Consider the following 19,451-nt stretch of genomic DNA (forward strand, 5'->3'; position numbering starts at 1 on the left):
TGATACATGTGAGGAGGAGTTGACTATGTTATTTGAATTAAAGGATGTGCACTTTAAAGATATTTTACATATTCAGGAGATGGACATTTCTGGACACAAGACTACCTGCTTGGTGGGTGAAAGCGGTGCAGGAAAATCCACTCTTCTAAAATTGCTGAATAAAATGAATATACCAGATGAAGGAAAGGTCTATTATAACGAGACTCCCTTACAAGAAATTGACTCTGTAAAACTTCGAAGAGAAGTAGTGATGATTTCACAAATCCCCTTATTGTTCGGGGATACGGTTGAAGATAATTTGCAGAAGGGTCTTATGTTTTCAGAAAAGACCTTGCAAGTCGTGATGAGCTCATGAAGACGCTGGAAATCGTAAGGCTGGATAAACCCTTTGATGGGCTTGCTGAACGGTTATCCGGAGGGGAAAGACAGCGCCTGTCCCTTGGCAGGGTGTTATTGATGAAGCCACCTGTCTATTTATTGGACGAGCCTACGTCTGCTCTTGATGAGGAAACGGAAATCGAAGTGATGAAAAGCTTTATCGAAACTGCCAAAGGCCATGGAGGAACCGTCATCATGGTCACTCATTCGACCAACATTGCCGAGCAATATGGTGAAGAGATCATTACCATATCAAAATAAAAGAAGGAGAGAGTATGATTGGAAAAAGGCATTATTGATATAGAGCTGTGGAGATTTATCGCAGCATACGTCTTCGTTCTTCTATTGTTAGTTATTGTGAAATGGAGAGGGATTTCCAGGAAGAAGCAGATTATCCTGGCCTCTTTTAGAATGACCATTCAGCTAATTATCGCAGGATACATACTGACCTATATTTTTGACAATCCAAGTCCGTGGCTTACGTTAGCTATCATTTTGATCATGGAAGCCTTCGCCATCAGGAATATTTTTAAGCAGGTTAAATATGAAATGAATAAGAAACTGAAAGGGATTGCGGCTTTTTCTTTATTAATTGGAACTCTCATTAGCTTATTCTACTTTAATATTGTTGTGATCCATTTCTCCCCTTGGTACGAACCGAGATATTTCATACCAATTGCCGGAATGATAGTGGGGAATTCAATGACGGGCATCACATTGGGGATCAATACTCTATTAGGGGGATTAAAGGATCAAAGAGAAACGGTAGAAGGTGCCCTCATGCTCGGAGCAACCCCTAAAGCAGCCTCCAAGAAATATGTAGATAATGCCTTTGATGCAGCGATTCTTCCCACTCTTAATAATATGTTAGGGATGGGCATCATCTTTTTACCTGGAATGATGACAGGGCAGATCCTGTCGGGGATTAGTCCATTAGTAGCCATCGAGTATCAGATTGCCATACTTTTAGGCATAATTGGGAGTGTAGCCTTAACAGTCATTAGCTTTATATTATTGGGATATAGGCAATTATTTACGAGAGATGCCCAATTAAATGTATAAATACCATATAGCACTCCTGTTCTAATCTAGTTTTCACCTGCATATGATAGAGAAAGAATGGTAGGGAAAGGGAGAGTGTTATATGAATTACCAAACAGAACAGGCCCTAAGAGTGAAAAGTTTAGCAATGGATGTCATAGAAGAACTAATGAAAGAGGATGGTAAGCATGAGGTGCAGGAATTAAAACAACTCTCAGAATTATTCTCCCGGTGCATATGTGACTTAGTAAACGTATATACAAACACCTCTGAAGATCATGAAATGACACTGAAAGGCACGGTCATAAAGGCAAAAATCGGTTATAATATCATGAAAGCAAAATCTGAAGCGGTAGAAAGAGAATAGTATCATGTTGACTAAACTGGCTCATACTAAAGATTCCCTCTCAAACATTGGGGGAATTTAAAGAGTCAGTTTTTTTGATAAATAAACATGAAATTTTACATAAATAGGTTCATAACAGTGGCAAATTTATGAAATACTAAAAAAATCAAGCTTTACAATTGTGTATATCTTCATTGCATGCTATTCTTTTTTATTGAACAGCTTTATAGTAGGAATGGATTATTTACTAGAAATAGTTGACGTATTCTACATAATCCATTACTTTAATGAAGCAACCAAAAACAAGATAAATTAAGGAGTCGATTTACATGGCACAAAAAACATTTACAGTTACAGCTGAAACAGGAATTCACGCTCGTCCGGCAACTCTACTAGTTCAAACGGCAAGCAAATTCGACAGCGATGTACATCTAGAATACAAAGAAAAGAAAGTAAACTTGAAATCAATTATGGGTGTTATGTCTTTAGGTGTTGGTAAAGGTGCAGAGATCACAATCATTACTGAAGGTAGCGACGAAGAAGAAGCGTTAAACAGCTTACAAGAAACATTGAACAAAGAAGGTTTAGCTGAGTAATGTCCAGTCTTTTAAAAGGAATTGCGGCATCAAATGGTATCGCCATTGCGAAAGCGTATCGCTTAGTTGAACCCGACCTTAGCTTTGAAAAGAAAAACGTAGACAATGCTGAACAGGAAGTATCACGCTTCCAGGAAGCCATTGCAACGTCCAAGTCAGAGCTTGAAGCGATTCGTGATAAAGCAAGAGTTGATTTAGGTGAAGATAAAGCTCAAATATTTGAAGCGCATCTTCTTGTCCTAAGCGATCCAGAACTACTGACACCAATCGAAGACAAAGTGAAATCCGAAAATGTAAACGCTGAATTCGCCCTTAAAGAAACAGCGGATATGTTTGTATCCATGTTTGAATCCATGGACAATGAATACATGAAAGAACGTGCTGCGGATATCCGTGACGTGACAAAACGTGTCCTTTCACACCTGTTGGGCGTACAGATTGCGAACCCAAGCATGGTGACAGAAGAAGTGATTGTGATTGCAGAGGATCTAACACCTTCTGATACGGCACAATTAAACCGTGAATTTGTTAAAGGATTCACAACAGATATCGGTGGAAGAACATCTCACTCGGCCATTATGGCCCGTTCGATGGAGATTCCAGCTGTAGTGGGAACGAAATCCATTACTTCCTCTGTTGAAAATGGCGACATGATCATCGTTGACGGATTAAATGGAGAAGTACATATTAATCCGACTCCTGAAGTCATCGAAGAGTATAAGAAAGAGCATGCCCGATATGAAGAACAAAAAGCTGAATGGGCGAAGCTTGTCGATGAACCAACGGTATCCAAGGATGGGGAGCATGTTGAACTTGCTGCTAACATTGGGACACCTAAGGATCTTGAAGGGGTGAAGAATCACGGCGGAGAAGGTGTAGGTCTGTACCGTACAGAATTCCTATATATGGGTCGTGACGAATTACCGTCTGAAGACGAGCAATATGAAGCTTATAAGGCTGTATTAGAAGGTATGGAAGGGAAACCTGTAGTGGTTCGTACCCTTGACATCGGTGGAGATAAAGAGCTTCCTTACTTAAATCTGCCAAAAGAAATGAATCCATTCCTGGGATATCGTGCAATCCGACTTTGTCTGGACGAACAGGATATCTTCCGTACTCAGCTTAGAGCGTTATTAAAGGCCAGCCCATTCGGAAATCTGAAAATCATGTTCCCGATGATTTCAAATCTTCAAGAGTTCAGAGAAGCGAAAGCCATCCTTGAAGAAGAGAAAAAAGCTCTTCTTGAGAATAGTACAAACGTAGCTGATCATATTGAAGTAGGAATCATGGTAGAAATTCCATCGACTGCTGTAATGGCAGATGTTTTTGCAAAGGAAGTAGATTTCTTCTCTATCGGAACCAATGATCTGATTCAGTACACAATGGCTGCCGACCGCATGAATGAGCGGGTTTCCTACTTATATCAACCGTATAACCCTGCCATTTTACGTCTAGTTAAAATGGTGATTGATGCGGCTCATAAAGAAGGCAAATGGGCAGGTATGTGTGGTGAAATGGCCGGAGATGAGATTGCAGTGCCGATCCTTCTGGGATTAGGTTTGGATGAGTTCTCTATGAGTGCTACATCGATCTTACGCGCGCGTTCTCAAATCCGTCAGTTGAATCGTGCTGAAATGAAAGAACTGGCAGAGCAAGCACTACAATTAGACACCAATGATGCTGTCATTTCTGCTGTGAAAAAAGCGACATCAATGGAATAAATTTAGGTTTAGATGGTGGGAATGAGGGTATTATATCTGTGAAGAATAAGGCACACCCTTTGGGCCTTTTTATTCTCATTTCCCCCTTTCTTGTGGATTGAAGGAACGTATTGTTCTTTCAATCCCCTTTTTATTTTTCAGGGAGTACATTTTTTGCAAAATGCGCTAGAACTTTTAAAAGGATTTTTCCATTCCATTAAAATCCCATAGTCACATGATTCTTCATCCTCCAGGTACCCTTTTACCGCTTTTAATGGAGTGCGTCCTGTTTGCAGAAGAAACGTAATGACGGGATCCTTGAATTCTCCACTCGTTAATTTCTGTATATAATCATCAATCCTAAAATCTTTGGCCACTTTATGATAGGTAGGGATCCGACCGCCGCCAAGTAAGCGATCCAATTTTAAATGTACCACAATCTCAAACATGGCATTCATCAAGACCTTTCCAAGTTTAAATCCCCTATAATCAGGATCGATACATAGATCTACCACGTATAATGTATTTCCATTCTCATTGTGAGTCCGGATATATCCATCATCGGTTATGTCTTCCCACGTATGATGGGGCTCTAACGGATCAAAGTCGACGATTAAGCTTGTCATACTTCCCACTAACTTCCCGTCAACTTCCACACACATGGCCCCAAGGGGGAAATGAGACAAATGATGTGCGAGTTGGTCTTTATTCCACCACAATTCTGATGGGATGGGAGGTGGGAATGCTCTTTTTTGAACGGATATCATGTCGTCGAAATCATCCTTGGAATAATTTCTGATAACAGCTTTATAAATTTGATCGTTTCTGAAAACATACTGTTCTTTCATATACATGTCAGAACCTCACTCCTCAGAATTTACTTGTTTATTATACGTTATGAAAGCGCTTTTTTAAAGTGTTTTACTGAAATAACTTTTCTTCTGAAAAAAACTGAATTTTTTTCAGAAGGGCGGTTTATCATTGTGGAAAGCGGGTATTCTATAATTAAGCATGAAATTGGAGATTAATTTCTCACTAACACCCCCTTTTCCTTTTTTTGAACCAACTCAGTTAACTGAGTTGGTTCTTTTTTTTTGCTCTTTTTATGCCGGCAGTTGATTCGTATAGTGAAAAAGAAGAAAGCGAATAATAATCCTATGCTGATCCATTGAAGGGTAAGCATGATCAATAAAAGGGGTGTAAAAGCAATGGCGAAACGTACAAAAAAGAATGATCCACAACAGAAGAACAAAAAAGGGTTCGATTCTTCTAAAATCAATGCTGAATTTGCCCACGAAATCGGAAGTGCGGCAACAAACAAAATCCACAAAGACAAAGCCAAAAAAGAAAAAGCATCTAAAAATAACGGTGAATATAAAGGATAAACACGAAGAGGGACGGACCTTGCTATGCAAGGTCCGTCCCTCTCGTCAGGTTTGGATGAAGGATTGGATACGGTCAAGCCCTTCTGTAAGTTGTTCCATGGAGCAGGCATAGGATAGCCGGAAGTATCCTTCGCCGAACTTGGAAAAAGCATCTCCAGGAACGACAGCCACCTTTTTCTCTTGGGCAAGTGCCAACGAGAAATCAAATGAACTCAAAAGAATCCTATCTGGTATTTTGACGAAAAAGTAGAAGGCTCCGTCGGGTTTGACGATTCCTTTAAATCCCATCTCAATTAATCGGTTGTATACATAGTCCCTTCGTATTTTATATTCTTTCTTCATATCTGCCACATCATCTTTCCCGACTGTAAGAGCTTCATAGGCTGCTTTCTGGGAGACTGAAGAAGCACAGGAAACATTGTACTGATGAACCTTTATAAGATGCTTGGAAATCGATTCTGGAGCGAATACCAGCCCGATCCTCCAGCCGGTCATACTATGTGACTTAGAAAGGCCATTGACGACGATAGTTTGTTCTCTTAAATATTCGGCAATGGAATAATGCGAATCATCGAAGGCAAGCTCGCTATAAATCTCATCAGCCAATACAAAGACATTTCTATTTCTAAGCAAGTCGGCAATCTCTTTCAATTCTGCTTTGGATAGGGTTACTCCTGTTGGATTGGATGGATAAGGCAATATGACACATTTTGTAGAAGGAGTTAAGCTCTCCTCAATAAGAGCGGCATCCAACTTAAAATCATTTTGTGTGATATCAATATGTACGGGATTAGCACCGCAAAGTCTAATGATCGGTTCATAGCCTGGATAAACGGGTCCCGGGATAAGGCAGTCATCCCCTTCGCATAGGATTGTACGAAGGATCACATCGATCCCCTGAGAAGCGCCATTTGTGACTATGACTTCATTGACAGGGTTATAATGTACATTATATTTTTCTTTTACATATGAAGCCGCAGCTTCTCGTAATTCGAGAAATCCTGCATTATGGGTATAGGTGGTGAAATCATCATCAATGGCAGCTTTACCCGCATCTTTGACATGTTGTGGGGTAGGGAAATCCGGCTGACCGATTGTCAGGGAAATGATGTCGTCTATGTCTGCCACCATATTAAAGAATTTTCTAATACCGGATATCTGGATGTCTTTGATCCGGGGGTTAATATACTGTTCCAATACGTACACCTACTTTAATAATTTGATTCATATTTTATCATTAATTCCAGCTTTTACGTAATGATTTTGTTTGAATAATGAAGAAAAAGGGAAAGTTTAAAAAATAAATAAATGTCAGTTAGGGAGAGCCATATGATTCGTACGAGTATTATTATGGAAAATGGGGAAATTGAACAGAATGTTCCCTTATCCAGAATAAAAGAAAAAGGTGTTAAATGGTATTGGGTGGATTTTTCAGAACCGACCAGCAAGGATATCCGGTTACTTAAGCTGTATTTTCGATTCCATCCACTTGCGATAGAGGATTGCCTGGACGATTTCAGCCAGCGGGCTAAGCTCGATTTTTATGACCAATACATATTTGTCCTTCTGCACGCCATTAATCAGAAATCGCTGGATTCCCACGAAGTAAATATGTTTGTGAACGCAAGTTTTATCGTTACCTTCCATAAACAACCTGTAAGGGAATTAAATAATGTATGGGAAAAAGTTCAGCAAGAAGGGGATCAGCTCAGTCCTTTTAAGATCATGCATGCAATTGTTGACCGGTTAGTGGACGATTATTTTCCCCTTGTATATGGTATTGAAGATCGTCTCAATAAAATAGAAGATAACACGAATGAAGATGCGGATAGTGATCTGATGGATGAATTATTCGATATCCGTCATGATATGTCAAAGCTAAGAAGAACCCTCGTTCCCATGAGGGATTTATTATACCGTATCAGCAATTCCGGCAGATTGAATGCACTCAAAGAAGAGCAGCTCTATTTTAATGATGTGTACGATCATTTAATTAAGCTTGTCGAGATGCTTGAATCGTATCGTGAATTTTCATCAGATATCCGGGATAATTATTTATCCATTAATTCAGATAAAATGAATAATATCATGATGACTTTAACCGTCATTACGACGATATTTATGCCTCTTACATTTATTGCGGGTCTGTATGGTATGAACTTTGTCTATATGCCGGAACTCGATGAGCGAAGCGGATACTTTATCGTTCTTGGGGTTATGGGTATCATAGCACTGATCATGTTTGGTTTCTTTATGAAAATAGGCTGGCTCAGATTCAGCACAAAAAAACGGAGAAAACGAAGAAGGCTCCTTCGTTTAAAATAATTATGCTGAAAAAGCAGTGATTCCATAGTGGAGTTCTGCTTTTTTATCTGGGTATCATACAAATGATCGGCGGCCGTCACGATAGAGATAATTTTCCGATGAAATTCCCGTAAACGGTAGATTTTTTTGAAAAAAAACGTTATATTGGTTGAGGACAAAAGAAGAAGAACTGGGATTATTGATAAGTCTCGAGAGGTTCTAGCACAACCCTCTATAAAAAACTAAGGAAAACGGCATCCTTAGGTGTCGTTATTTTTTGTTAATGACGGCTTTAAAGCCAATGTTATAGGGTAACACAGAATCTCTTTCTTCTTTTCATGGCAAAAGGCCTGTAGAAGAGAAAGGAGAACCTTTTATGAACACAGAGAAAGCGTTAGTCGTATTCAGCGGAGGTCAAGATAGTACAACGTGTTTATTTTGGGCAAAGAAAGCATTTAAAGAAGTAGAAGCGGTGACATTTAACTATGGTCAGAGGCATGTAGCAGAGCTTGATTGTGCAAAAGAGATTGCAGAGGATCTGAAAGTCCCTCACCATGTATTAGATATGAGCTTATTAAATCAACTGGCACCAAGTGCTTTAACAAGGGCAGATGAAGAAATCACTCACCAGGATGGTGAATTACCATCTACATTCGTTCCAGGAAGGAATCTATTATTCCTGTCATTTGCAGGCATACTCGCCAAGCAAATCGGAGCGAGGCATATTGTAACAGGTGTATGTGAAACGGATTTCAGCGGATATCCCGATTGCCGGGATATATTTGTCAAATCCTTGAATGTTTCCCTTAATCTATCCATGGATGATCAGTTTGTGATCCATACTCCACTAATGTGGATCAATAAAGCACAAACATGGGAAATGGCAGATGATTTAGGTGCTTTCCGTTATGTACAGGAAAATACACTCACTTGCTATAATGGGATAAAAGGCAGCGGGTGCGGTGAGTGTCCTGCCTGTGAGCTTAGACAAAAAGGCCTGAAAGAATATAAAAGTGCAAAACAAGGGGGAGAGTGAAGATGATACAACAAATCTACCCGACTCCTGACCACACTTATGAATTTGAATTAAATAAAGATATGCATTTTGCGGCAGCCCATTATATTCCACATGCAGATGCAGGAAGCTGTCAGGATATCCATGGTCATACGTACTTTGCCAATATTACTATCGGCGGGGATCAGCTTGATGATTCCGGGTTTCTTATTAATTTCCAACACATCAAAAAGCTGATTCATAAGCGCTTTGATCATAAGGTCATGAACGAAGATGAATTGTTTTCTGCAGAGAACGGCAATATGTTCCCGACCACTGAAGTTGTAGCGAAAGTGATGTGGGAAATCATTCAGGCTCATTTAGATACTTTGCCTCACCAACCTAAGTGCCTTCAAGTATTTTTAAGAGAAACTCCTACAAGTTACGTCATTTACAGACCAAAGGGGAGAAAATCATGAAGAAAATCCCCGTTTTAGAAGTATTTGGTCCAACCATTCAGGGTGAAGGTATGGTCATTGGTCAAAAGACGATGTTTGTCCGAACTGCGGGATGTGATTATAGTTGTTCATGGTGTGATTCTGCATTTACGTGGGATGGATCTGCGAAAGAGGATATTCAGCTTATGACGGCTGAAGAAGTGTGGAACAGGCTAAAAGAAGTCGGTGGAAACAAGTTCTCTCATGTAACCATTTCCGGTGGTAATCCTGCACTGTTGGCTCATTTGAAGGAGTTTATCGAGATCTTAAAGGAGAATGGCATAAGGTCGGCTTTAGAGACTCAAGGAAGCCGCTGGCAGGATTGGTTCTATGATATAGATGACCTGACACTTTCTCCAAAGCCTCCAAGTTCGAAAATGGAAACGGACTTTGAGAAGTTGGATTTCATCGTTCACCGTTTGATTCAAAATGGCTCACAATTCAGCTTAAAAGTTGTAGTGTTTGATGATAAAGATTTGGAATACGCCACAAAGATTCATAAACACTATCCTGACGTTCCATTTTATATTCAGACAGGTAACCCTTCTGTTTCCGAAGAAGATACACCAAAGCTTTTGTCAAATTTATTATTGGATTATGAAGCGCTCATTGAAAAGGTTTGTGAGAAGGAAGAACTTAATCATGTGCGTGTGCTCCCACAGCTGCATACTTTAGTATGGGGCAACAAGCGCGGAGTATAATTGAAAAAGCGATTGAAGGGATGCCTTCAATCGCTTTTTCTTTTATTTCTGGGGGTTTTCCCGGTTCTCCTGATTTATTCTCCTTTGTCCTTCGATATAAGAGAGTTCATCGGGTTCATCTATTCCATCAGCATTCTTCCCAATGGCAATAATGGGAAGATTGTTTTGTGAGGGTAGTATGTGGGCACTTATTTCGTCAAAGTCTGGCAGGATCTGGTTCTCTAAGTCCCTTCGATCGGTCATATAAACACCTCCTCCCCTTAGTATGTATAAGGATCCACTTTCTATTACCAATTCGGTTATTGCATAGAAAATGAGGGTTAAAAAAGTCTGCTTCTTAAAAGGATCTGACGACTTTTTTCATGATTACCTGTAAACATGTTTCTCAAATGTTCGATATAAGAAGAGTAAGGCAAATACTCATGTTTGTATGGAAGGACGAAAATAATTGAATCAATCAAACAGTATTCTTCTTGAAAGCGGGACCAATGAACTTGAAATTGTTGAATTCGAAGTTCATCACAATAAATTTGGTATCAATGTGATTAAAGTGAAGGAGATTATCCAACCAACTCCTGTCATCCCTATTCCCCATTCTCATCCTCACGTGAAAGGACTCATTCAATTGAGGGGAGAGGTACTTCCAGTAATCGATATGGCAAGGGTACTGGGAGTGGAAGAAGAGGAAACATCCAATTCAAAGTACATTGTTGCAGAGTTTAATCAACAGAAAGTAATTTTTCATGTACATAACGTTACTCAAATTCATCGCATTTCCTGGAATCAAATAGAGAAGCCTTCAGACATGTATTCTGGTGTCCATTCAGGAATAATAGGTGTCATCAAGCGAAACGAATCAATGATATTGTTACTGGATTTTGAGAGTATCATGCTGGAAATCAATCCTGATACAGGGATCCGTGTAGAACAAGTGAAGAAGTTAGGACCAAGGCAGAGAAGGAATAAGAAAATTGTTGCTGCTGAGGATTCCCCTTTACTACGCAAGCTTTTGAATGATACGTTGAGTGAAGCAGGATATGAAGAAGTTGAGTTTTTTGAGAATGGAGCCGATGCATTCAATTATCTGGAATCACTTGTTGAGGGAAATCATGATATTCAACAGTCAGTTCAGCTTGTCATTACAGATATTGAAATGCCGCAAATGGACGGACATCATTTAACCAAAAGAATCAAAAGTCATTCCAAGCTCAACAACCTCCCAGTCATCATTTTTTCTTCACTGATTACAAAGGATTTAAAACATAAAGGTGAGATGGTCGGAGCAGAAGATCAAATCAGTAAACCCGAAATTGCTGATCTGATTTTAAAAATTGATCAACATATATTGTAGACTCAATGACGTCGAGGATAATCATAAAGGGTTCAGACGTTTGTCTGAACCCTTTATGACATATATGCGTTAATCCGCTAAAATCATTGAGTATTAAAAGAAGCTATCGCCCAATTTTTTAAAAACAGGTTTTTGATAACTGCTCTTCCCGGGTTTACGTGGCTGTTCATTACGATCAGACATCCCTGTATAATGTTCTAAAATCCCTTTAGCCTGCTGAAGTCCCATTTTACATTTAGGATTTCTTAACGATTGATCAAGTGAACCCAGATGAGGTAATTCCTTGAAATCTTCCTTTGTTGGAGGGATATGAAAGGTATAATCTCCGCAGTCAATCAATACATCAGATTGTTGTTGACTATTCTTTGGGTTGTTGGAAAAGTGAAGTCCAACTTTCTTCGCCTTACCTTCCCGGATCATTTTCATTAAGGCTCTTTTTTTTAATGAATATAAGTATTTTGGGTTACCTGCTGTTTTCGCATGACGATTCACAGTGAAAATAGCTTGAGAGAGGGTGATTACGGATGTGGAAGAAGGGGTAGATTTACTAGTATTCCTCAAGTTATTGGCTCCTTTCCATTGTATTAATCTCCATTATACCTCCTTTTTATGGGATTGGAAAGGTACGGGGGGGAGTTTCTTGTTGAAAGTTAGTAATATTTTGTCAGGTCTATTTCTATAGTCGGAGGAATTATAGTGTTACCTTAAGTGGATAAGACGGGGTACCCAGAACTCAAAAAGCTGTTGAGTGTAAACATCATAAAGGCTCTACCTAAAGAATATAACCCTTATATTTTCAGGTGAGCCTTTTTGTCTATCTTTGGGGGTATATATTAATATTCTCTGTAAAGTTGTACGGTGAAGATTGGATATTGTTTCCACCATAGGGTTGTTGGTAAGCAGGGTAAGGATACCCTCCGTAAGGCGGATAAGGTGGATAGCAAGCAGGACCGTAGCAAGGTCTGTTGAAAAGGAATGGACTAATGGCCAACCCAGCTAACCCACCTGCTATAAATGGTAATCCAAAGAATGGGAAGAAGCGCTGATCTCTTCCTCTAAACTGTGGATTATTGTGATATGGGTAATATGCGTGTTGATACATATACAATAAACCTCCTCTCTCTATTCACATTAGTGTATGGTTCACATTCGAACTGCGCGCCTGTCTCACCTACAATAGGCAGACGAATGGAGTGGGGTGTAGGTATTAATTCATATGAAATAAAGAAAATAACGAATATTCTTATAAGAATGTAGGAAATTCTTGGATTAACTAGTAAAATATAAGGAGGATGCATTATGTGGAAAATGACAGAAGGCTAAAAGGATGACGAATCCATGAACTGGACTACTATTATAGACACCAACGGTCAAGATCAACAGGTCCTTGACACTGTATTGAAAGAACTTATTTTAGATCATATACATGATATGATTTTTATTATGAAGGTTGAAGAAGGACCTTCTTTCAGGTACCTATACATAAATGAATCAGCCAAAAGGTATACATCCATTCAGCATGGTGATATGGGGCGCTTATTGGAGGAAGTGGTTTCATTCGAGATGGCTACTGACTTACAGGAGAAATACACACAACTAGTTCAAAAGGGTGAGAGCGTTACCTATCAGGATACTTTTTTTCATACGAATGGAAATCAGGTTGTGAACGAATCCATACTGACACCCATCAAGGATGGATATGGAAAAGTAGAGTACGTTGTTTCCATTACGAGGGATATAACTTCGTCCATTCTGGAGAAGAAGAAATTAGTGAAAGCGAAAGAACGCTATAAATCCATTATCGAGCATAATCTGGATGCCATATTCATTCTCGACGGACAAGGTGTCATCAAGGAATCTAACGGAGCAGGCTGCTCGTTAACAGGCTATTCAAAAGAAAACTTAGTAAATATGAAAATCTATGACTTATTTCATTCTCAAAATGAGAATCTTTTGACAGAATCACTAATTCAAACATTATTGGGAACTCCTTCTACGATTGATTATAGTCTTCTTCTTAACGAAGCAGGAGAGGAGAAAATAACCCAGCTGAAAATGGTTCCCATCGTTGTAAAAGAAAAGTGTGACGGCTGTTACATTATTGTGAAGGATATAACCAAGCATCATGAACAGAATGAAATGATCCATTATATGGCTCTGCATGATCAATTAACTGGTCTTTGGAACAGGAAAGCACTGGATGATCATGTACCTTTGATTATTCATAATATGGAAGAAAGAGGTATAGAGCTCTCGCTTTTATACCTAGATCTAGATCGGTTTAAATTTGTAAATGATACGCTTGGTTTAAAGGGAGGAGACCGGTTTCTCAAAAAAATCACAGAGCGCTTGGTAACCCTTACGAACGAAGAATGTTTATTATACCGACAAGGAGGGGATGAATTTATTTTTCTGTTGAAGAATTGTGGTTTTGAAGATACCAAGACGAAAGCGAAGGAAATATTGGCACTGTTCATAGACCCTTTCACTATAGATGAACAGGAATTTTACATCTCTCCTTCGGTTGGAATCAGCCGTTATCCTGCAGATGGATATGATTCTAATTCACTCATCCAAAAAGCTGCTCAAGCACTCTTTGAAGTAAAAGAAAAAGGAAGAGCCCATTATCGTTTTTACCAAACGCATATGAAATCAAGTTTTCCGAATTATATCATTATGGAAGCACATTTAAGAAGAGCGATAGAGAAGGGGGAGCTGTATGTCCACTATCAGCCACAGGTAAACTTAGCTACAGGTACAATTGATAGCTTCGAAGCATTAGTCCGTTGGAACAACCGTAAATTTGGGTTTGTATCCCCTGCACAGTTCATTCCGTTGGCAGAAGAAACGGGCTTGATTCATCAAATCGGTGAATGGGTACTGGAGCAAGTGTGTATGCAGCTGCAAAAGTGGCTAACCAAAGGATATAAGACTGTACGTGTGGCCGTCAACATTTCTCCAAAGCAATTTCTTCAGGAGCAATTAGTAGACACCATTGATTTCTATTTATCAACGTATAATCTTCCCGCTTCCTGCATAGAAATTGAAATTACGGAGGGAGCCATGCAAGATACTCAACAAACATTAAAAATGCTGAGAAAGCTTAAAGATCTTGGTGTGTACATTTCTGTGGATGATTTTGGAACAGGATACTCCTCTCTACACTATTTGAAACGATTCCCCATTGACATACTGAAGATCGATCAATCGTTTGTGAAAGAGATTGGAATGAATCAGAAGGATTCTGCCATAACGACCACCATCATCCATCTTGCACATAGCCTGGGTCTTGAGGTGATTGCAGAAGGTGTAGAAAGAGAGGGACAAGTTGACTTTCTTAAAGAGGCGAACTGCCAAAAAGCTCAAGGTTATTTCTTTAGTAAACCGATCTGCCCGAAGGAAATCGAGCAGCAGCAATTCGTTCTTATGTAACGTTCTAGCCCCGACTTCTTGAGTCAGCCTTGATGATACGTTTTATTTTCATTCTTTTTCATTTACGTCTGGCAAAAGCGATGAAATGTTTGACAGAGTAGTTCCTATGACTTATTTTAAAGTGAGGAGAGTAAAAGATTCATAGACAGGCATATAAGGGTTGAAATCCATGTGAATCAAAGTTCCGAATGCTTTATAAAGGAGAGGGATTTATGAAAAAGACAAAGCGTATGGAAATCCTATTTCTCCCTACCGATAGAGGAACGATTAAAGCATATATCTATGGCTTTAAATCTCCTCGGTCTTTAGGTCAGGTAGTCGTTTCATATAATAATGTTTCTGTTGAAGCAAAAGGATATAAGAGAAATAAGACCATTATTAAAGCGCTGACACAATTACACGATACCATTATTAATAATCCGGAAAGCTGATTTTAAGACTGATTTTTAAGAAGAAGGTATTTTCTTAAAAATCAGTCTTTTTTTATATTTAAAATGGTAGCAATGCATCACTATGTGATAAAATTATGAGTGAACATTCATTCATGAATAAGGGGGAGATACATATGGGAGAACAACAAGTTGTAATTGTAACAGGCGGATCGAATGGTATGGGGAAATATATGGCGAAACACTTTGTAGAGTCTGGCGCAAGCGTCGTAGTAACAGGGAGAAATGAAGAAAGACTACAATCGGTGAAAGATGAGTTTTCAGCTCTTGATGGAAAGATTGAAGTCTTTCAAATGGATGTCAGGGAACAGGAACACGTAAAGGCCATGGTTGAATTTACGGCTGAGAAGTTCGGCAAAATCGATGTACTCATAAACAATGCGGCAGGGAATTTTATTTGTCCGGCGGAAAAACTCACGCCTAATGGCTGGAAATCTGTTATTGATATCGTTCTAAATGGAACGTTCCTGTGCTCACATACTGTAGGGAATTATTGGATTGAGAACAATCAAAAGGGGTCAATCATTAATATGGTTGCCACGTACGCTTGGAATGCAGGTGCAGGTGTGGCTCATTCTGCCGCTGCCAAAGCAGGAGTCTTATCGTTAACCCGCACACTTGCCGTCGAATGGGGCCATAAATACGGTATTCGTACAAATGCAATCGCACCTGGACCAATTGAAAGAACCGGTGGGGCCGAGAAGCTTTGGATATCTGATGAGGCAGCGAAAAGAACGATTGATAGTGTCCCGCTAAAACGTTTAGGAACTCCGGAAGAGATTGCGGACCTTGCTTACTTTATTGCGTCAGACAAAGCAGCGTATATAAACGGAGAGTGCATCACAATGGACGGGGGCCAATGGCTGAATCAATTTCCGTTCTAAGATAAGATAAAATAGGAACGAAATATATATGGCTTTCCCGCATATGTCCAAATGGCAGTGCAGGGAAAGCTTTTTGTTTATGTCTTTTCGATTCCACTGTATAGTTGTGTTATAATTATGCAAAAAAAAGAGTAATGGTGGGGGAGTGCCCATGGACGCATTAGAAGTGTTAACCAATATAGAAAAAGTGATTCCGTACTTTCAACCAATTTTCAGTGCGGATGAACATAAAATCATCGGATACGAAGTATTAGGTAGAATGGAAGTCGATGAAGGGGTCATTGAGAGTCTCGGACCGTTCTTTGGAGATGAAGAGATACCGGATGAATATAAAATAGATGTGGATGAACGAGTAACCAGACTGGCTCTAAGTAAGTTTTTAAGTGAAAAGCAAGAGGGATATATCTTTTTAAACCGTGATGCAAGGCTTTTGATGCTTGACCATGGGGAATCCTTTCTGGAATTACTTCAAGACTACGAAAAAAAGGGTTTGGATTTGAACCGGACGGTAATTGAGCTGTCTGAAAAAACGTTCGTCGGGGACTTCGATCAGCTTGTTCATTTGCTTCTGTATTACAAAACATATGGAATTAAGATCGCGATTGATAACGTGGGCGGAAACAGCGGTCAGTTGGATCGGCTATCTCAATTCTCACCTGATATATTGAAGGTGGATTTATACCAACTGAGAAATGATGCGGGGAATAAAGTCTATAAAGATATATTATACAGTTTGTCAATGCTTGCGAGAAAGATTGGTGCTTCCCTCTTGTTTGAGAATATTGAAATCAACTTTCAACTGCAGTTTGCCTGGTTGAACGGGGGCCGATATTATCAAGGGTATTACCTGCAGCACCCGTCAGACTCATTTTTGAAGCCGGATATCCTCAAAGAAAAATTGAAGGAAAAATGTCAGGACTATATTCGATATGAGAAGAAGCATCTTGAAGCAGGGTATGAATTCGCAGACGTCCTACATAAAGAAATCAGTCAAAAGCTGCTGATGATAAAAAAACAAAGTACTGAGTTCGATGACATACTCTTTGAGTTGGGGAAGTATTTTACCGACAAATGCTTCCGTTTATACATTTGTGATGAGAATGGCTTCCAAGTGACTAGTAACGTAGTGAAAACAGATCAAAAGTGGCAGATTGAACCAAGGTACAAAGGAAAGAACTGGAGCTGGCGCCCGTATTTTCTGGAAAATATCATTCGAATGAGAATCAACAAGAAAGGATTATTATCGGACATATACAGCGATATTGATTCAGGAGAATCCATCCGTACCTATTCATTTCCATTTGGCAATGGATTATATTTATTTATGGATCTTTCGTATGAATTTTTATTTGAGGAGGATGGTTTGATCTTTTAATTAGGCTTTTCGAAAAGATTTTTTATAATCATATGCTCTTCTTGGGCTCTGTCAATTAGTGTATGCTGGATGGTGAGGTGAACTGCTCCGCTTTCCGCGGACGTTCGGCCGAGCCTCCTCAGCTTCGCTTCCGGGGTCTCGGCACGCCCGTACTTCCGCAGGAGTCTACACAGTTCCCCTCACCATCTTTAAGAAATTTTTAGTGACAGAGCTAAAAGGTGTCTATAATCAATCTAGCTATAGCTAGAACACAGAGTATTGATTTTTCCTCAAAAGGAAATCAACATCTCCTCATCATAAAATTTTGTTATTATTTTATTCCTTTAAAAATATAATTAGGTCGCATCTCTTATTACTATGATCTTGGTTTGGATACATCTGGGTGTAGATTTAGGATGCGATTCCCATTTATCCAATGGAGTCTCCACTAAAACCGTGGCTAACTGTTTAATTTAAAGCTTTATAATTGTAATTTAGAATAGGGCAATCAATCTTTGGTGGGAAATAACAATAAACATTCACTAAAAACAGATTTTTGAGCTCCTTTGTAGATAGTTGAACAAACGCTCAACATATCTACAATAGGAATTTTTTGTGCTTGTCTATACGTCAATAGGCTTTCAGAATATAGAAGCACAGAGTGGATTGTAGCGGAAGGCACTTGACTCCTGCGGGAGATAGAGGAAAGGTCGAGACCCCGCAGGGCAAGCCCGAGGAGGCTCGACTTCCTCCCGCGGAAAGCAAGTGCCTGGAGCGGAAAGGAACGGTTTCTGTTATCACCCTACCACTCCTGATGGATTAACTTTTTGGGGAAGTGTGTAAAGGCTACCAAAGCCCTTGCGCTTTTCTTGATGTCCAGCTATAGGGCTTAGAGGCTCGAGGTCATAAGCCAAATCTGACAAAAAGGCAAAATACGCCTTTCTGTCAGCTTCGTCATATGCTTGTCGCCTCTGGCAAAGCCCTTCCGCTTTTCTTGTATAGCGTTTTCCTATTGGGACAAATTATTCTTAAGGACATTTTGTAAGGAGGGGCTATGATGAGTATATATATGATCGTGCTTTCCCTGATTGTCATAGGGATAGCAGGTTATTCGTTGGTGTATACCTTTAAACTGGCTGGGCAGGAAAAGCGGCTGAAGGGTGAATATGATACAGATATACCGGATGTTGTGAAGGAGCATCCTTATATTCGGAATCCAATTTTCTTGTCTATCTTAATTGCCACCATTCTCATTACATTGTTTATAATATATTGGTCCATTCGCTATTTATCATAATCAAAAGGGTGCCGCATGAATCATGCGGCACCCTTTTTGGTTAAATGTACCATTGATTTTCGTGTTTGACTGTCAATAATAGGGGGAATTTTACAACCAAACCAAAATATATGTCAGTCCTTGTTAGGATTTAACGAACAAATGATAACCAATCGACAATTTTCCATTGCTACAATAATTTCAACTAGTTTTTTAAGGGAGGGAAAGCAAATGGAAATGAAAAAATTATGGCTATTATTACTTATTGTAGGGCTCGTTACAGCGGCATGTGGGCAAGTCAGTCAAACACAGGCATCAGAATTTACTGAAGATAACGCATTAACTCTTGTGGAAGATGCCTTTCGTACCCAAGTATCATTAAGTGAAAAACCACAAACGAAGAAACAGATTAATGACAAGCTGTCACAGTATTTCACAAAGGACCTAGCAGCAAGCTTTATAAAGGAAAATGTTTATGAAGTTGAAGGCGGTTATATCACATTTGGATCGGACTTCGCACCACACTATATTCCATTTTTTAAGTATGATGAGTCGACTAACGTAAAATACATAGATGGAAAGTGGTACGTGTGGGAAGAACGTAAAAATGAGGAAGAAGGTCCTGTTTCCCAGGTTTCAGGTATAGAAGCTGTCGTATTAAGTGAAGAAGAAGGTACGTGGAAGGTTTCATCCATTACCTACGAGTTACCAGAAAAAATTCAATCCCAATAATACAAGAAAAGTTGGCCGGGAAAAGTGAATC

At 39.4% G+C, this 19,451-nt stretch carries 23 protein-coding genes and 1 riboswitch; of the genes, 18 read left to right on the forward strand and 5 right to left on the reverse strand.

Annotated features, from left to right (window positions below; translation table 11 throughout):
- Nucleotides 1-25 precede the first annotated feature (25 nt).
- From RSX31_RS01920 to ptsP, 6 genes are all read left to right on the forward strand, one after another.
- A complete protein-coding gene (locus RSX31_RS01920) occupies nt 26-355 on the forward strand; it encodes an ATP-binding cassette domain-containing protein (RefSeq protein WP_315633035.1) in 330 nt (109 codons plus the stop codon).
- The gene (locus tag RSX31_RS01925; protein ID WP_315633037.1) at nt 352-639 is read left to right on the forward strand and encodes an ATP-binding cassette domain-containing protein; all 288 of its coding nucleotides are present in this window, start codon (nt 352-354) and stop codon (nt 637-639) included. The genes RSX31_RS01920 and RSX31_RS01925 overlap by 4 nt, the downstream gene beginning before the upstream one ends.
- An 18-nt stretch (nt 640-657) precedes the next feature.
- Complete coding sequence (locus RSX31_RS01930) at nt 658-1,440, forward strand: ABC transporter permease (RefSeq protein ID WP_315633038.1); 783 nt, start codon at nt 658-660, stop codon at nt 1,438-1,440.
- A gap of 82 nt (nt 1,441-1,522) precedes the next feature.
- On the forward strand, nt 1,523-1,786 hold the full coding sequence (locus tag RSX31_RS01935; protein WP_148968555.1) for a hypothetical protein: 264 nt from the start codon (nt 1,523-1,525) through the stop codon (nt 1,784-1,786).
- A gap of 308 nt (nt 1,787-2,094) precedes the next feature.
- Nucleotides 2,095-2,361 carry a phosphocarrier protein HPr gene (locus RSX31_RS01940; protein WP_034756145.1) on the forward strand — a complete coding sequence of 89 codons (267 nt, stop codon included), beginning with the start codon at nt 2,095-2,097 and terminating at the stop codon, nt 2,359-2,361.
- Nucleotides 2,361-4,082 (forward strand): phosphoenolpyruvate--protein phosphotransferase, encoded by a 1,722-nt coding sequence (ptsP, locus tag RSX31_RS01945; RefSeq protein WP_315633040.1) that lies wholly within the window; start codon nt 2,361-2,363, stop codon nt 4,080-4,082. Before RSX31_RS01940 ends, ptsP begins: the two co-directional genes overlap by 1 nt.
- 137 nt (nt 4,083-4,219) lie before the next feature.
- Here ptsP and RSX31_RS01950 read toward each other — a convergent pair whose 3' ends face one another.
- Nucleotides 4,220-4,915 carry a GNAT family N-acetyltransferase gene (locus RSX31_RS01950; RefSeq protein ID WP_315633041.1) on the reverse strand — a complete coding sequence of 232 codons (696 nt, stop codon included), beginning with the start codon at nt 4,913-4,915 and terminating at the stop codon, nt 4,220-4,222.
- Between the two features lie 354 nt (nt 4,916-5,269).
- On the opposite strand from RSX31_RS01950, the gene RSX31_RS01955 reads away from it, so the two are divergent.
- Nucleotides 5,270-5,446, forward strand: a complete 177-nt coding sequence (locus tag RSX31_RS01955) for a hypothetical protein (RefSeq protein WP_172655616.1) — start codon at nt 5,270-5,272, stop codon at nt 5,444-5,446.
- 45 nt (nt 5,447-5,491) lie between these two features.
- Here RSX31_RS01955 and RSX31_RS01960 read toward each other — a convergent pair whose 3' ends face one another.
- Nucleotides 5,492-6,643 (reverse strand): aminotransferase A, encoded by a 1,152-nt coding sequence (locus RSX31_RS01960; RefSeq protein WP_315633043.1) that lies wholly within the window; start codon nt 6,641-6,643, stop codon nt 5,492-5,494.
- Between the two features lie 132 nt (nt 6,644-6,775).
- Between RSX31_RS01960 and corA the strand changes: the two genes are divergently transcribed.
- From corA to queE, 4 genes are all read left to right on the forward strand, one after another.
- Nucleotides 6,776-7,771 carry a magnesium/cobalt transporter CorA gene (gene corA / locus RSX31_RS01965; RefSeq protein ID WP_315633045.1) on the forward strand — a complete coding sequence of 332 codons (996 nt, stop codon included), beginning with the start codon at nt 6,776-6,778 and terminating at the stop codon, nt 7,769-7,771.
- Nucleotides 7,772-7,957: 186 nt separating this feature from the next.
- Nucleotides 7,958-8,002: riboswitch (PreQ1 riboswitch) on the forward strand.
- Nucleotides 8,003-8,126: 124 nt separating this feature from the next.
- Nucleotides 8,127-8,786, forward strand: a complete 660-nt coding sequence (gene queC / locus RSX31_RS01970) for a 7-cyano-7-deazaguanine synthase QueC (RefSeq protein WP_315633047.1) — start codon at nt 8,127-8,129, stop codon at nt 8,784-8,786.
- 2 nt (nt 8,787-8,788) lie between these two features.
- Entirely contained in the window at nt 8,789-9,223 is a 435-nt protein-coding gene (locus tag RSX31_RS01975) for a 6-carboxytetrahydropterin synthase (RefSeq protein WP_148993472.1), read from the forward strand.
- The gene (gene queE, locus RSX31_RS01980) at nt 9,217-9,942 is read left to right on the forward strand and encodes a 7-carboxy-7-deazaguanine synthase QueE (protein WP_315633516.1); all 726 of its coding nucleotides are present in this window, start codon (nt 9,217-9,219) and stop codon (nt 9,940-9,942) included. Before RSX31_RS01975 ends, queE begins: the two co-directional genes overlap by 7 nt.
- 42 nt (nt 9,943-9,984) lie before the next feature.
- Here queE and RSX31_RS01985 read toward each other — a convergent pair whose 3' ends face one another.
- Nucleotides 9,985-10,185, reverse strand: coding sequence for a hypothetical protein (locus RSX31_RS01985; protein ID WP_148993474.1), 201 nt, complete (start codon nt 10,183-10,185; stop codon nt 9,985-9,987).
- 205 nt (nt 10,186-10,390) lie between these two features.
- Here RSX31_RS01985 and RSX31_RS01990 point away from each other — a divergent pair, with 205 nt between their 5' ends.
- Nucleotides 10,391-11,293, forward strand: coding sequence for a chemotaxis protein (locus RSX31_RS01990; RefSeq protein WP_315633049.1), 903 nt, complete (start codon nt 10,391-10,393; stop codon nt 11,291-11,293).
- A gap of 93 nt (nt 11,294-11,386) precedes the next feature.
- Here RSX31_RS01990 and RSX31_RS01995 read toward each other — a convergent pair whose 3' ends face one another.
- Together RSX31_RS01995 and RSX31_RS02000 are read right to left on the reverse strand one after the other, a co-directional pair.
- A complete protein-coding gene (locus RSX31_RS01995) occupies nt 11,387-11,854 on the reverse strand; it encodes a YkyB family protein (RefSeq protein WP_148993476.1) in 468 nt (155 codons plus the stop codon).
- A gap of 253 nt (nt 11,855-12,107) precedes the next feature.
- The gene (locus RSX31_RS02000; protein WP_262371615.1) at nt 12,108-12,395 is read right to left on the reverse strand and encodes a hypothetical protein; all 288 of its coding nucleotides are present in this window, start codon (nt 12,393-12,395) and stop codon (nt 12,108-12,110) included.
- 236 nt (nt 12,396-12,631) lie between these two features.
- On the opposite strand from RSX31_RS02000, the gene RSX31_RS02005 reads away from it, so the two are divergent.
- The 6 genes from RSX31_RS02005 (at nt 12,632) to RSX31_RS02030 (ending at nt 19,420) form a co-directional block, all read left to right on the forward strand.
- The gene (locus RSX31_RS02005; protein WP_148993477.1) at nt 12,632-14,725 is read left to right on the forward strand and encodes a sensor domain-containing protein; all 2,094 of its coding nucleotides are present in this window, start codon (nt 12,632-12,634) and stop codon (nt 14,723-14,725) included.
- Between the two features lie 212 nt (nt 14,726-14,937).
- A complete protein-coding gene (locus RSX31_RS02010) occupies nt 14,938-15,156 on the forward strand; it encodes a hypothetical protein (RefSeq protein ID WP_148993478.1) in 219 nt (72 codons plus the stop codon).
- A 134-nt stretch (nt 15,157-15,290) separates the two neighbouring features.
- A complete protein-coding gene (gene fadH, locus RSX31_RS02015) occupies nt 15,291-16,058 on the forward strand; it encodes a 2,4-dienoyl-CoA reductase (protein WP_148993479.1) in 768 nt (255 codons plus the stop codon).
- A 151-nt stretch (nt 16,059-16,209) separates the two neighbouring features.
- Nucleotides 16,210-17,433, forward strand: coding sequence for an EAL domain-containing protein (locus tag RSX31_RS02020; protein WP_148993480.1), 1,224 nt, complete (start codon nt 16,210-16,212; stop codon nt 17,431-17,433).
- 1,036 nt (nt 17,434-18,469) lie between these two features.
- Entirely contained in the window at nt 18,470-18,709 is a 240-nt protein-coding gene (locus tag RSX31_RS02025) for a hypothetical protein (RefSeq protein ID WP_262371617.1), read from the forward strand.
- Nucleotides 18,710-18,919: 210 nt separating this feature from the next.
- Nucleotides 18,920-19,420 (forward strand): DUF3993 domain-containing protein, encoded by a 501-nt coding sequence (locus tag RSX31_RS02030; protein WP_315633054.1) that lies wholly within the window; start codon nt 18,920-18,922, stop codon nt 19,418-19,420.
- Nucleotides 19,421-19,451 lie beyond the last annotated feature (31 nt).

The sequence above is a fragment of the Rossellomorea yichunensis genome (genome assembly GCF_032337515.1).
Classification (GTDB): domain Bacteria; phylum Bacillota; class Bacilli; order Bacillales; family Bacillaceae_B; genus Rossellomorea; species Rossellomorea yichunensis.